The following is a 12,914-nucleotide window of genomic DNA, read 5'->3' on the forward strand; positions in this document are numbered from 1 at the left end:
ATGGCCGATGAAGCCGATGATGAGACGGAAGCCGGCGAACAGTGGCAGTTGGTCAATACACCGCTCGGCGAAAAATGGTCGGGCCGCACCCGCTATGCCGCCGCCATGTTTTTCTACAGGCGCGGCGAGATGAGCGCCGAGACGCTCGAGGTCTACCGCATCTGCGCGCGGCTGGACTCGGAAAACCCGCTGCCGATCATCAGGGATCGCGGCACCGGCCAGGACTGGCTAGAGCGCATGGGGGCCTAAGGCTCACCCGATCGTTCGTTCCAGTACATTGAGCCAATTGCGATAAGCGATCTTATCGATCAGCGCGCGGCCGAAACCGCGTGCGGCCAGCGCATCGGTCAACTTCGGCAGGCCGGCAACGTCGCCGATGACGGCCGGGATCATCGCGCCGTCGAAATCCGAGCCGAGGCCGACTCCGTCCTCGCCCAGCGCCTGCAACAGCGAATCGACATGGCGCACCATGATGTCGAGGCTGGTGTCTGAATTCATCCTGCCGTCCTCGCGCAGGAAGCCGGTGGCAAAATTCAGCCCGACCATGCCGCCGGTCTCGCGAATGGCGCCGAGCTGCCAGTCGGTCAAATTGCGCGAATGGGTGCACAGCGCATGCGCGTTGGAATGGGTGGCGACCAGCGGCGCATCGCTGAGCGCGGCGACATCGCGAAAACCCTTTTCGTTGAGATGCGACAGATCGATCATGATCTTCAACTGATTGCAGGCCTTGACCAGCGCCTTGCCGGCATCGGTCAGCCCCGGCCCGGTGTCGGGCGACGACGGGAAGCGGAACGGCACGCCGTGGCCAAAGGCGTTGGGACGGCTCCAGACGATGCCGAGCGAGCGCAGACCGGCTTCGTACAGCACGTCGAGCAAGGTGAGCTCGGGATCGATCGCCTCGACGCCTTCAATGTGGAACACCGCCGCGATGGAGTCTTTCGCCATCGCTTCGCGAATGTCACCAGCGCTGCGGCAGACGGTCAGCGCTCCCGCCCGTTCCAGCCGGAACAGGATGGACGCCATGGCGATAGTGGAGTTCAGGGCGTCAGTGCGCGGCAGTTCCGGCGGCAGCGGCTCGTTGTCGCTCGGCGCCGGCGGTACCGCCGAGCGCTTGGCCTTCTCGACCGGCGGCGGGAAGATCGCGAACATGCCGCCGGCGAAGCCGCCCTTCTTGGCCCGCGGCAGATCGATGTGACCGCCCTGCGTCCCCTCGATGAACAGCTTTTCGACGTCCGTGTCCTTCGACTGGTAAAGGCGCAGCAGCGTGTCGTTGTGGCCGTCGAAGACGGGGACGAGATCGGATTCGGTCATCAGGAAGCCATTCGATTGAGGAGCTGCAGGCTGAAAACCAGCCTGCGGGCGATACCTCTATCTAGGCAAGATGGCCGAGCCAAGCAAATGCCAGACGCGTGTTTGCGTTGCCTGGCTTATTGCTTCAGCACATCGGCCCATTCCGGATGGCGGCGGAACTGGGCGTTGGCGAAGGGGCAGAGCGGGATGATCTTCTTGCCCGCCGCGCGCATGTCCTCGACGGCGCGGGTAACCAGCCGAAGTCCGGCGCCCTGGCCTCGAAAAGCATCCGGCACCTCGGTGTGGTCGATGATGATCTGGTGCTCGCCGATCTTGGTGAAGGTCATCTCCGCCTCGGAGCCATCAGGACCACGCAGGAAATAGCGGCCCTTCGAGCCGCGATCCTCGAGTTCGATTTCAGGCAATTGGTCAGGCATTATCTGCTCCTTCAACCGGCAGATCGGCAAACAGCCGCCTTGCCGCTTCGATCTCGCTCGGCCGCACCTCGTGGCCGCCATCGTGCCATTCGACTGTGACATCGGCGCCATCGACGCGCAAATAAGCTTCCAGCCGCGCCGTCAGATTGGGCGGGCAAATCGGGTCGCGCCTGCCCGCGGTGACCAGCATGCGGCGGCCGGCGAGACTGCCCTTCACCTCAGGTTCGAACGGAATCAGCGGATGCATCAGCACCGCCGCATCGAACAGATCGGGCGCTGCAAACACCACCGAGGCCAGGATGTTGGCGCCGTTGGAATAGCCGAGGCCGAATACCGAAGACGGCTTTGCCGCCTCGACCTGCGCCTTGATGAAGCCGGCCATCTTGCCGGTCGCCCGGCCGAGGTCTTCCATGTCGTAGACGCCCTCGGCGGTGCGGCGGAAGAAACGCGCCGCGCCATGTTCGGAGACATCGCCACGCGGCGACACGATGGTCGCCTGGGGCGCGAGGTCGCGTCCCAGCGAAACGAGCTGGTTCTCGTCCGCCCCGGTGCCGTGGAAGACGAAAAGCAGCGGGCCGCCGGGCGAACCCGGCAGCGTCTTGTGGATGTAAGCGTCCTTGCTCATCGTCGTCAGCCTTCCAGCTTCTGCAGATGTTCTTCCAGGTAGGGCCGCAGATGCTGGTGCTGCGTCGGCAGCTTCAGCGCTTCGCCCAGATGGGCGGTGTCCTCGTCGCGGTCGAAGCCCGGCTCGTTTGTGGCGACTTCGAACAATACGCCGCCCGGCGTGCGGAAGTAGATCGCCCAGAAGTAGTCGCGGTCGATCACCGGCGTCACGCCATAACCCGTATCGATCAGCGCCTTGCGCACTTCGAGCTGCTTGGCGCGGTTCTCCACCGCGAAGGCGACATGGTGAACCGAGCCGGCGCCGAGATTGGCGAAGCCAGCCGTCGGCAGCGATTCGATGTCGACGACATCGGCGCCATTGCCGTTCTTGATGGCGAGCCGGCTGACATTGCCGGATTTGTCGACCTGCTCGTAGCCCATGAACTTCAACAGCTCCTCGGTGGCGCCGCCATCCTTGAGGCGCAGCGACACCGAATGAAAGCCGCGGATCGCCTCGTCGGCGGGAACGCCGCCCTTCAACCATGGCGTACGGCTGTCGGCCTTGTCCTCGACGAGCGCAAAACCATCGCCGTCGGGACCGGCGAAGGCCAGTCGCTTCTCGCCGAATGTTTCTTCGCGCGAGAGACCGCTAACGCCCTCATCCGCGAAGCGCTTTTCCCAATAGTCGAGTGTGCCTGCCGGCACGGAATAAGCCGTAGTGCCGACCTCGCCAACGCCGTGGCGGCCCCTGGCAATGTCCGGGAACGGAAAATAGGTCATCACCGAGCCCGGCGTGCCGTACTCATCGCCATAGTAGAGGTGGTAGACATCGGGCGCGTCGAAGTTGACGGTCTTCTTGACCCGACGCAGGCCGAGCTTGTGCGTGAAGAAATCATTGTTCTGGCGCGCATCGCCGGCCATCGACGTCACGTGATGCAGGCCCTTGATCTGGTCGAGCATTGTCTTGCTCCTTCCCTGAGTGTTTGCGGCCCCTTGCCGCTGTCCACGCCTATATGAGGATACACCGGGCAACGGCAAAGGCAGCAATCTCAAGATGGACTGTGCACCAAAAGTGAACACCGAAAAATTGTCGTTCACCATTTCGGCGATCCCGACAGACTTGCGCCGCCGTCAGGATTCGGTTCATTGAACCTCTTCCCGACGTGACAGGATACATACATTGGCCGCGAAAAGCAGACGACCGAACATCCTTCTGATCTCTTGCGACCAGTGGCGCGGCGACTGCCTGTCGGCTGCCGGCCATCCGGTGGTGAAGACACCGAACGCCGATGCGCTGGCTGCCGAGGGCGTCCTTTTCAGGCAACACTACGGCGGCGCAGCGCCCTGCTCCCCAGCCCGCGCCTGCCTCTATACCGGCCTCTACCAAATGAACAATCGCGTCTGCCGCAACGGCACACCGCTCGACGCTCGCCACGGCAACATCGCGCTGTCGGCTCGCGCCCTCGGCTATGATCCGACTCTGTTCGGTTACACCGACGTCTCGTCCGATCCGCGCACGATGGCGCCGGACGATCCGCGGCTGAAAAGCTATGAGGGCGTGCTGCCGGGCTTCAGCGTACGCCAGTTCCTGCCCGAGCATCAGAAGCCGTGGCTGTCATGGCTGAAGGCGCGCGGCGTCGACACCAGCGCGGGCTCTCCCGGCATCCATCGCCCCGTCGGCGAGAAACCAGGCGACGCCGTGACCAACGCGCCGCCGGTCTACTCCACAGACGAGACGCCGACGGCCTTTCTCAGCAACGAATTCATCCGCTGGCTGGACGAGCAGGATGCGTCCTGGTTCGCGCATGTGTCTTTTATCAGTCCGCATCCGCCCTTCATCGTGCCGGAGCCCTACAACACGCTTTACGATCCTGCCGACGGTCCGGCCTTCCGCCGCCAGGAAAGCTCGCAGGCGGAAGCAGGAAGCCATCCCTATCTGGCTTACGACCTCGGCCGCCAGAAGCAGAGAAGTTTCCGCCCCGGCATGGACAGCAAGGTGTGCGACTGGGGCGATGACGATCTTCGCGCCATCCGCGCGATCTATTACGGCATGATTTCGGAAGTCGACTCGCAGCTCGGACGCATCTGGCAGGGGCTCAAGGCCGCTGGCGCCTGGGACGACACGATCATTGTGCTGACATCGGACCACGCCGAGATGATGGGCGACCATTTCATGCTCGGCAAGGGCGGCTTCTTCGACGGCAGCTATCACATCCCGCTGATCGTCCGCGACCCGCGGCGCGGCAAAGCGGCGGGCTCGACCGTCGACCGCTTCACTGAGGCCGTCGACATCTTCCCGACCTTGCTCGATCTGCTGGATGCCGACGCCCAGTCGCATCTCGACGGCCATTCGCTGAAACCGTTTCTGGAAAGTGAACCGCCCAAGGATTGGCGTGACGCGGCGCATTGGGAGTTCGATTTCCGCTCGATTGCCGAAGGGGAAGCCGAACGACATTTCGGCATCGCCTCGCGTCAGTGCAATCTGGCCGTCATCCGAACGGAATATTTCAAATACGTGCATTTCGGCGGCGGCCTGCCGCCGCTGCTGTTCGATCTGAAAAAGGATCCGGGCGAACTGACCAATGTTGCCGCCGATCCGAAGTATCTCAGCGTACGGGTCGAATTCGCGGAACGGCTTCTTGCCTGGCGCGCCGAACATCTCGACCAGTCCGTGGCACTGGCGGAACTGACGGATGATGGCGTGGCAGGATATTTCGCAGGCCGTCACTCTTCTGCATGAAAAAGCCCGCGCCATCGCTGGCGCGGGCTCTCTTATACCTCCCCAGTTGTCAATCGCGGAGGATCATCCGCTGCTCATCCCGCTTCTCGGCATAGCTGCCCTTGTCGTAGGCGGCCTGCGCCTGAAGCTGCTCCTTGGTGAAGTTGGTGTAGAGATACTTCTTGCCGTCCTTGTCGGTCATGAATTTGAGCTTGTCCATGCCGACCGCGACCTCCTTGGCGCCGATGCCGAGGAAGCCGCCGACATCGATGATCACGGCATCCGGCTTGCTGTCAGGCGCCAGCACGACGTCGCCGATTTCGCCGACCTTGGCGTCGTTCGCGCCGTAGACTGTCGTGCCTTTCAGATCGTCGCCCCTGATCTCACCGACCGGCATCTCGGTCAGCGTCGATTTGTCGATCGCCGCCGTCTGCGTCGGGTCGGTGGCCTTCACGTCAGGCGACTCGGCCGCCGGAGCTTCAGCTGTCTTGTCCATCGGCGCCGGAGCTGCTGTCTCAGCCGGAGCGGCCGCTGGGGCGGTGGCTGGGGGCGTGCCCGCGTCGGACATGGTTGTCACCGGCACCGGATCATAGACCTTGCGGTCGAAGTCTGGCTGCGCCTGCAATTCCTCCTTGGTCGTCTGGGCGACCAGCCAGCGATCGCCATTCTTCTCGGCCCACTGCGCCTTGGCGAAATCATAGGTGACGTTCTTCTCGCCCATGCCGAGGAAGCCGCCGACACCGATCACCAGGGACTGCGCCATGCCGTCCTTGGTCAGCACGATGTCGTTGACGTCACCGATCTTTTCGGCGTCGTCAGCGGTGCCGTTGTAGACGGTCTCGCCGATGATGTTCGTGGCGAGATTGCCGTCGGCCCGTTTCACCACCGGCTCTGACGGCGCAGCATTGAGGTCGACGGGTTTCTGCGGCTCATTTTGCGCGCTGTCGGTGGATACAGGCGCTGGGGCCGGATCGTAAGGTTTGCGGTCGAAGTCCGGCAGCGCCGTCAGCGCTTCCTTCGTCGTTTCGGCAACCAGCCAGCGGTCGCCGTTCTTCTCGACCCATTCCAGCTTGCCGTAGTCGAAAGCAACGTTCTTGCTGCCTATGCCGAGGAAGCCGCCGACACCGATGATGGCGGATTTGGCCTTGCCGTTTCCATCGAAGACGACGTCACTGACATCGCCGATCTTCTGGGCATCTTCGCCGGTGCCGTTATAGACGGATTCACCGATAATATTGGTCATCAGGGCGCCGTCGGCCCGCTGCGGAGCCGGAGCAATGGTGGCGGGGGCTTCAGCCGGGGCGGGGGTTGTCGCCGGGGCCGTCGTTGACTGTGCGAAAGCACCGGTGGCGATCACCGTTGCAAGCGCGGTTGTCGCGAACAGAGTGCGGATCATGATTAAGTCTCCTCTTGCGTGATCTCTTACGCGCCGCGACCGGCAATCCGTCGTCGGGAGACCGAAAGCGGCGCCTCCAATGTGTTCACAACGTCGTGACAAGACGCTTGTTCCGAAAAAACGGGGCATCGGGATAGCTCGAGCAAGCCCGGCCAGCTGATGGAACCTTTGCAAGGCTTGCCCGTTTCAGCCTGTGGCTGGCTAAACAATACGGAGCGGGGCATGCGATTTGCAGCGGTGCTGAACCGGGACGGCGGCACCTTGCGGACGACCGATGTTTCCGCGTTTTCGGACAGGATGCGCCAGACGCTTGAGGCTGCTGGCCACACCATCGATATCGACATCGTCGAAGGCAAGGATATTGTCGCGGCGCTCGACAAGGTCGCCTCGCGGCGCGGCATCGAGGTGGTGCTGGCCGGTGGTGGCGACGGCACCATTTCGGCCGCCGCGGCGCGGCTGATGAACAGCAAGAAAGCCTTGGCTGTCCTGCCTGCAGGGACCATGAACCTGTTCGCTCGCGGCCTCGGCATTCCGCAGACCCTTGAAGGGGCCCTGACTTCCTTTGCCGACGGCGAGGTCATCGCGGTCGACATCGCCAGCGCCAACCGCCGACCCTTCGTGCATCAGTTCTCGATCGGCCTGCACGCCAGGATGGTAAGGCTGCGCGACACCATGGAGTTCGCCTCGCGCCTGGGAAAGATCCGTGCTTCGGCAAAGGCCGCCTGGAGGACGATCAACAATCCGCCCGCCCTGAAGGTGACATTGGCGGTCGGCGACGCGGAGATCGTGACCCGCATCAGTGGCATCGGCATCTCAAACAATCTGTTCGGCGAGGGTCACCTGCCCTATGCCGATAACCCTGCCGGAGGCGTGCTCGGCATCTATGTCACCGTGGCGCGGCAGCGCGGCGAACTGGCCAGGGCCCTCTTCGACATAGCGCGCGGCAGATGGCGCGACAGTGATCATGTCGAGATCCATCAGGCCGACAAGGCCGTCGTGAAAATCCACACCGGAAGCAAGAAGTTCGGTGCCGTCATCGACGGCGAACTGGTTAAGCTGGAGCGCGAAACAGCTGTGCAGATTCACCCCGGCGCGTTGAACGTTCTGGTGCCGGCGCGCGCTGCGCAGGCAAAGGCCGCCTGATGCGATCGCCGAAGACGACGAGCGCTCTAGCCGCCGGCCGGCTGGTCCTGACTGGCGGGCGCACTCTGGGTGGCGGGAGCGCTGTTGTCGATCTTTTCGCCGTAAATCTCGGCGATACCCCAAGTGATGAAGGCCAGGAGCAGCGCGGCGATCAGGATGCGCAGCCCCTGACGGGCCTTGTTCTCAGGGATGATCTTGGTCATTGGCGGCGTTCCCGGGGGGCGACTGCAAGCGTGGTGGACAAAACCATGGCTGCCGAAACATGGTCGGGTAACGATTGCGTGCTACAAAAGTTCCGGGTCCCAACCGCTGCGCACGACGCGCAGCACTGCGGACGGGACCTGCAAGCGAGGGGGCTTGGTGGATAAGAAGGTGGAGAGGGATCTGCCGGTCGAGGTCCGCGGCGCCGTGGCGGCGCCGGAACGGCTTGCCGTGCTGCACGGGCTTGACGCGATCGACACGGCTTCCGACCCCGACTTCGATCGCATCAGCGGGCTTGCCGGCGCCGTGATGCAGGCGCCAATCGCCCTGGTCACGTTGCTCGATACCGAACGACAATGGTTCAAATCCTGTATTGGTCTGGACGAGACCGAGACCGCCACCGACATCTCGTTCTGCGCCCACGCCGTTGCCGCCGGGGACGAGCCTATGGTGGTAACCGATGCCAGCATCGATCCACGCTTCGCCGCCAATCCGCTCGTGACCGGCGAGCATCATCTGCGCTTTTATGTCGGCGCGCCCATGGTGGTGGCCGGTGCTCGCATCGGTACCGTATGCGTGCTCGACCGAAAGCCGCACGATTTTCCCTCCACCCCCGCACTCGATCAGCTAAAGGCGCTGGCCGGCCTCGCCGCCAGCCTGTTTACGCTCAAAGACGCTACCCGTAGCGGCGCCATTGCCGCCGCAGCTTTGGCACAGGAGGAAAAGCGCCGCGCCATTGCGCTCGATGCCGCCTCGCTCGCCAGCTGGGCCTGGGATATCCGCACCGACATGATCGAATGCGATGTGCGCCTGTCGGAACTGTTCAATCTGCCGCGCTCGAACCGGTTGCGGGCGCGCGACATATTGGGCGCCATCGACCCGCGCGACGTCTACCAGACCGAGACGCGCTTTCGCGACGCCTTGACCGGCAGCGACGACTATTTCGGCGAATACCGGGTCAAGGGCTTCGATCCGCCGCGCTGGATAGCCACGCGCGGCCGCGTCATCGAGCGCGACGACGAGGGCAAGCCGACGCTGATCTTTGGCGTCAACTACGACATATCGGAACGCAAGCTCGGTGAGGAGCGGCAAAGGTTGTTGCTGCGCGAGCTGAACCACCGGGTCAAGAACACGTTGGCGACGGTGCAGGCGCTGGCGACGCAGACCGTTCGCCACGCCCGCCGCCCAAGCGAATTCCTCGAAGCCTTCGGCGCCAGGCTGCAGGCGCTTGGGGCTGCCCACAATCTCTTGTCCGACCGCGAATGGCGCGGCATCGGCATCCGCGAACTGATGCAGATTGAGGTCAAGCCGTTCGATTCGGCCGAACAGCCGCGTATCGCGATTTCCGGCCCGGATCTGCTGCTTTCGCCCGACCAGGCGGTGGGCCTCGGCCTGATCATGCACGAACTGGCCAGCAACGCGCTGCAATACGGATCGCTGTCAGTGGACTCGGGAAAGGTCGACGTCGACTGGAAAGCGCAGGGCAAGAAAGGTGCACGCCGCCTCGTGCTGACCTGGCGCGAAAGCGGCGGGCCCCAGGTCCAGCCCCCGGAACGCCAGGGATTCGGCTCGATCCTGATCCGCCGCAGCCTCGCCAAGGTTTTATCCAGCGAGGTGGTCCACGAATTCCGCAGCGAAGGTGTGTACGCCGAAATATCGTTGCCGCTGGAAGACCTGCCAGCCTGAGCGATTTCCACGAAAAGTGTGAACGTTTTCCCGGGAAAAGCGCGTAGCGCTCTCAGGGAATCGCGTAAAAGCAAGACTCTAGCTGGCCTCGTCGCTCGGATCGTCGTCCCGGTCCGGTTTGACGTTCTCGCGGTAGATGGCATAGGCGGCGAGCGCGATCATCGGGCCGAGAATGAGGCCCTTGCCGCCTTTTCCCTTGAGCAAAGCCGGCAGCACGGCAAGGGCCGCCGTGATGCCGAGTGCCTTGAGGTCGGCGTTGCGCCGCCGGGCGCGGCGGCGGGCGCGCCTGCCGGCCGCCAGTTGATGGATGAGCAGGATGAGCCCGGCGAGCACCAGGAACCCTGTAGCGAAGCCCAGGCATGCCGCCATAGGTCCAAAGCGGTCGGCGGCCCAGATATAGGCCGCCCCCAGTAGAAAACCGAGACCGCACAGAACCGCAACCGCGGCGAGCCCATAGACGATTGCCGCCGTGCGCGCGCGGCGCATGGCGGCAATGGCTTCACCCGAGGCCAAAGCCGAAATCAGCGATGCCAGCGTCCCCATCTCTAGCGAAAACTAGCGCCGGGCGAGAAGCGCGAACAGAAAGCCGACGCCGGCTGCGATGGCCAGCGAGGTCACCGGCTTTTCGCGCACATTGGCGGTGATCTGGGCTTCGAGATCCTTGGCGTTGCCGCGCAGGCTGTCGAAGGCGGCTTCGCCCTGGGCGCGCAACTGTTCGACGCCTTCGGCGGCAGCGCGCCGGGCTGTCCCGTAACCATGTTCGCCGGTCTTGGCCAATTGCTTGGTCAGCTTTTCGATATCGGCCTTCAACTGCCTGATATCGGCTTCGAGGTCGGCATTCGTCTGGCTTTCGCCAGCGGTTCTTCCTGCGGCAGTTACCATTCCCATAACTCCTTGCGTTTGCTTGGTTTCAAACGCCCCACACACGTCAAGGTTCCGAAACCGGAGACCATATCCATGAAAGGGTGTTTGCCAGTGCGAGTCCAGCCCCGGCTGGACTGGTTTCCCTGCTGGATCTGCGGCATCAGATCAGTGGCCGGCGGGCCTCGCTCAAGCCCTCCCAGCGTGCGAGGTCCTTCAGCGCGTCCCTGTCGATCACTTCGCAACCGCCGTCGCGCCAGGCGATCAGCTTGCGGTCGATCAGCTTGCGGATCGTCTTGTTGGTGTGGACCAGAGACAGGCCGAGCGTATCGGCGATGTGCTGCTGCGTGATCGGGATCCGCACCGGCGCCTTGCCGTTGAGGCCAACTACAGCCGCGCGGCTGGCGATGAAAGCGATGAGATAGGCGGTGCGCTCGAGCGCCGTGCGCCTGCCGATGCTGAGCAAATTCTCGTCCAGCATGCGCTCCTCGCGCGATGCCATCCAGGTGATGTCGTAGGCAAGGCCCGGATGGTTGCGGTAGAGCTCGTGCAGGTTTTCGCGCTCGAAGACGCATAACAGCATTGGCGACAGCGCCTCGATCGAGTGCTGCATCTCACCAAGCAGGCTGCCCTGCAGGCCGATGAGATCGCCGGGCATCGAATAGTTCAGAATCTGGCGGCGGCCGTCCGACAGCAATTTGTAACGGAAAGCCCAGCCCGACAGCACCGTGTAGAGATGAGCGCTGTGGCTGCCTTCGACGAGGACGGTCGCACCTTTGTCGACGGCAAGTTCGCCCTTCTTGAACCTGCTGACGAAGGCAAGCTCCTGCTTCTCGAAGTCCCGGAACACCTGCAACGGCCGGAGCGGGCACTTCTCGCACGGATATTGGCGACTGGAAAAGGAACGACCGTTCTGGCCAGACATTTCGACCCTCTTCGAACGCCTCTTTGCCAGAGACTGACTGCAACGCCTTTGCAAGGGCCGCGGTTCCGCCACGGCGATGGGGCATGTCTTTTTTAAATGACAGGATGGCAAATAGCGATCATGACTCTCTGCACTCCAGTGAGGCGAATTCGAAGCTCGCCTGGCGTTGGAGCAGACCCGGTGAGCGAATTTTTCGGATTAAGGCCCTGGCCGATCCCCCACGGTCCGCGATGCGGTTGACTGGAGTCACTGAACCCGATGCCGCAAGAATTGAGGAGAGATTGCCAGGTGCCCCCATTGCTTGAGGGATTGCGAATTCTTGTCCTGGAGGATGAATTCCTGATCGCCATGGATGTCGAACAGCTTTGCCGCGACCATGGCGCCGGCGACGTGGTGATCGCCCGCGACCTGGCAGAGATCGACGAGCAGTCGGTCGCCGACAAGTTCGACGGCGTTATCGTCGACCTGATGCTGAGTGGAACGTCGACGCTAGACTTCGCCGCGCAACTGCGCCAGGCGGGCATGCCCTTCGTCTTTGCCTCCGGCTATTCGGATGCCGACGAGATCAAGGCGTCTTTCCCCGGCGTCCGGCTGGTGACCAAGCCATATTCGGGCGACGATCTCGTCGAGGCGCTGGCGGTGGCCTGCGGCCGCGCGCCAGTCTGAAGTGCCTTCGATCGGCACTTAGAGCAACTCCAGGAAAACCGTGTGGTTTTCCCCTTGGGAATTGCGCAAAAACAAAGAGATCGAGCCGACCCCGCAAACGGGGTCCACTGTCAGGCGGCGTTTGAGCCTGTGACCTGGGACGAGATGGCATCCGGCCCGTATTCGTCTTCGCCTGAGATTTTCAGGATCTCCTGCAACCGCGTGCGGGCCCGGCTGACCCGGCTCTTGATCGTTCCGACCGCGCAGCCGCAGATCTCGGCGGCCTCCTCATAGGAAAAGCCGGAAGCGCCGATCAGGATGATGGCTTCGCGCTGGTCCTCGGGCAATTGCTCGAGCGCACCGCGAAAATCCTTGAGGTCGAGCTGGCCATGCTGGGCCGGATGAACGGCGAGCCTGGCAGTCATGATGCCGTCGCTGTCCTGCACCTCGCGGCCGCGCTTGCGCATCTGCGAATAGAACTCATTGCGCAGGATGGTGAACAGCCATGCCTTGAGATTGGTGCCGGGCTGGAAGCTCTCATGCTTGTCCCAGGCCTTGACCAGCGTCTCCTGCACCAGATCGTCGGCCTTGTCGGCATTCTGCGTCAGCGACACGGCAAAGGCCCTCAGGCTCGGGATCGAGCCGAGCAAGTCGGTCTTGAACCCTTGTGAGACAGCTGCCATGCCTCAGTCCTTCTTCTGTGCGGGTTCGGCCTGTTCCAGTTGGCTGAGCAACTGGGCGAAGCGATCCGGCACATTGTCGGAGACCAGCTCGTCATAATATTGTTTGAGTTTGCGACCGATTTCCGAATTCGCCCCAAGCGGGTCACCGGAATTGGCCCGGCGCCTGTCAGCGGCGCCAGCCAGTGTTGCTTTATCCATATCCTTCATTTCGCCCCTTAAAATCCAGCGCCCCAAGCCGCCCTATTACACAACGCAAAGCGGCCCCCCTCGTCTGGTTGCCCATCGCCCTACAAACGTGGTCCCTGGAGATTCGTTCCACAACCCT

At 63.1% G+C, this 12,914-nt stretch carries 16 protein-coding genes; 5 read left to right on the forward strand and 11 right to left on the reverse strand.

Annotation, left to right across the window (positions count from 1 at the left end):
• Window positions 1–249: a hypothetical protein gene (locus tag ACWTU9_RS04620; protein ID WP_455857290.1), complete on the forward strand. Its 249-nt coding sequence runs from the start codon at window positions 1–3 to the stop codon at window positions 247–249.
• A gap of 3 nt (window positions 250–252) precedes the next feature.
• On the opposite strand, the gene ACWTU9_RS04625 is transcribed toward ACWTU9_RS04620, so the two are convergent.
• The 4 genes from ACWTU9_RS04625 to ACWTU9_RS04640 form a co-directional block, all read right to left on the reverse strand.
• On the reverse strand, window positions 253–1,311 hold the full coding sequence (locus ACWTU9_RS04625) for a dipeptidase (RefSeq protein WP_455857291.1): 1,059 nt from the start codon (window positions 1,309–1,311) through the stop codon (window positions 253–255).
• Window positions 1,312–1,427: 116 nt separating this feature from the next.
• Entirely contained in the window at window positions 1,428–1,727 is a 300-nt protein-coding gene (locus tag ACWTU9_RS04630; RefSeq protein WP_455857292.1) for a GNAT family N-acetyltransferase, read from the reverse strand.
• Complete coding sequence (locus tag ACWTU9_RS04635) at window positions 1,720–2,352, reverse strand: alpha/beta hydrolase (RefSeq protein WP_455857293.1); 633 nt, start codon at window positions 2,350–2,352, stop codon at window positions 1,720–1,722. Before ACWTU9_RS04635 ends, ACWTU9_RS04630 begins: the two co-directional genes overlap by 8 nt.
• 5 nt (window positions 2,353–2,357) lie before the next feature.
• A complete protein-coding gene (locus ACWTU9_RS04640; protein WP_455857294.1) occupies window positions 2,358–3,290 on the reverse strand; it encodes a ring-cleaving dioxygenase in 933 nt (310 codons plus the stop codon).
• Window positions 3,291–3,510: 220 nt separating this feature from the next.
• Between ACWTU9_RS04640 and ACWTU9_RS04645 the strand changes: the two genes are divergently transcribed.
• Entirely contained in the window at window positions 3,511–5,070 is a 1,560-nt protein-coding gene (locus tag ACWTU9_RS04645; RefSeq protein WP_455857295.1) for an alkaline phosphatase family protein, read from the forward strand.
• Between the two features lie 49 nt (window positions 5,071–5,119).
• Here the strand turns inward: ACWTU9_RS04645 and ACWTU9_RS04650 are convergent, their stop codons facing one another.
• Window positions 5,120–6,445, reverse strand: a complete 1,326-nt coding sequence (locus ACWTU9_RS04650; RefSeq protein ID WP_455857296.1) for a PRC-barrel domain-containing protein — start codon at window positions 6,443–6,445, stop codon at window positions 5,120–5,122.
• A gap of 222 nt (window positions 6,446–6,667) precedes the next feature.
• Here ACWTU9_RS04650 and ACWTU9_RS04655 point away from each other — a divergent pair, with 222 nt between their 5' ends.
• A complete protein-coding gene (locus ACWTU9_RS04655) occupies window positions 6,668–7,588 on the forward strand; it encodes a diacylglycerol/lipid kinase family protein (protein ID WP_455857297.1) in 921 nt (306 codons plus the stop codon).
• Between the two features lie 26 nt (window positions 7,589–7,614).
• Here ACWTU9_RS04655 and ACWTU9_RS04660 read toward each other — a convergent pair whose 3' ends face one another.
• Complete coding sequence (locus ACWTU9_RS04660) at window positions 7,615–7,791, reverse strand: hypothetical protein (RefSeq protein WP_455857298.1); 177 nt, start codon at window positions 7,789–7,791, stop codon at window positions 7,615–7,617.
• A 157-nt stretch (window positions 7,792–7,948) separates the two neighbouring features.
• Here ACWTU9_RS04660 and ACWTU9_RS04665 point away from each other — a divergent pair, with 157 nt between their 5' ends.
• Window positions 7,949–9,475, forward strand: coding sequence for a sensor histidine kinase (locus ACWTU9_RS04665; protein WP_455857299.1), 1,527 nt, complete (start codon window positions 7,949–7,951; stop codon window positions 9,473–9,475).
• Window positions 9,476–9,553: 78 nt separating this feature from the next.
• Here ACWTU9_RS04665 and ACWTU9_RS04670 read toward each other — a convergent pair whose 3' ends face one another.
• The 3 genes from ACWTU9_RS04670 to ACWTU9_RS04680 all read right to left on the reverse strand — a co-directional run bounded on the left by ACWTU9_RS04670 (window position 9,554) and on the right by ACWTU9_RS04680 (window position 11,261).
• Window positions 9,554–10,018 (reverse strand): hypothetical protein, encoded by a 465-nt coding sequence (locus ACWTU9_RS04670; protein ID WP_455857300.1) that lies wholly within the window; start codon window positions 10,016–10,018, stop codon window positions 9,554–9,556.
• Between the two features lie 12 nt (window positions 10,019–10,030).
• The gene (locus ACWTU9_RS04675; protein WP_454586290.1) at window positions 10,031–10,357 is read right to left on the reverse strand and encodes a DUF883 family protein; all 327 of its coding nucleotides are present in this window, start codon (window positions 10,355–10,357) and stop codon (window positions 10,031–10,033) included.
• Between the two features lie 142 nt (window positions 10,358–10,499).
• Window positions 10,500–11,261 carry a Crp/Fnr family transcriptional regulator gene (locus ACWTU9_RS04680; protein WP_454586291.1) on the reverse strand — a complete coding sequence of 254 codons (762 nt, stop codon included), beginning with the start codon at window positions 11,259–11,261 and terminating at the stop codon, window positions 10,500–10,502.
• 348 nt (window positions 11,262–11,609) lie between these two features.
• Between ACWTU9_RS04680 and ACWTU9_RS04685 the strand changes: the two genes are divergently transcribed.
• The gene (locus tag ACWTU9_RS04685) at window positions 11,610–11,927 is read left to right on the forward strand and encodes a response regulator (protein ID WP_454573502.1); all 318 of its coding nucleotides are present in this window, start codon (window positions 11,610–11,612) and stop codon (window positions 11,925–11,927) included.
• Between the two features lie 110 nt (window positions 11,928–12,037).
• Here the strand turns inward: ACWTU9_RS04685 and ACWTU9_RS04690 are convergent, their stop codons facing one another.
• Window positions 12,038–12,589, reverse strand: a complete 552-nt coding sequence (locus ACWTU9_RS04690) for a sigma-70 family RNA polymerase sigma factor (protein ID WP_023670095.1) — start codon at window positions 12,587–12,589, stop codon at window positions 12,038–12,040.
• 3 nt (window positions 12,590–12,592) lie between these two features.
• Complete coding sequence (locus ACWTU9_RS04695) at window positions 12,593–12,796, reverse strand: NepR family anti-sigma factor (protein WP_454573133.1); 204 nt, start codon at window positions 12,794–12,796, stop codon at window positions 12,593–12,595.
• Between the last annotated feature and the right edge of the window lie 118 nt (window positions 12,797–12,914).

This window comes from Mesorhizobium sp. 128a, from assembly GCF_053848025.1.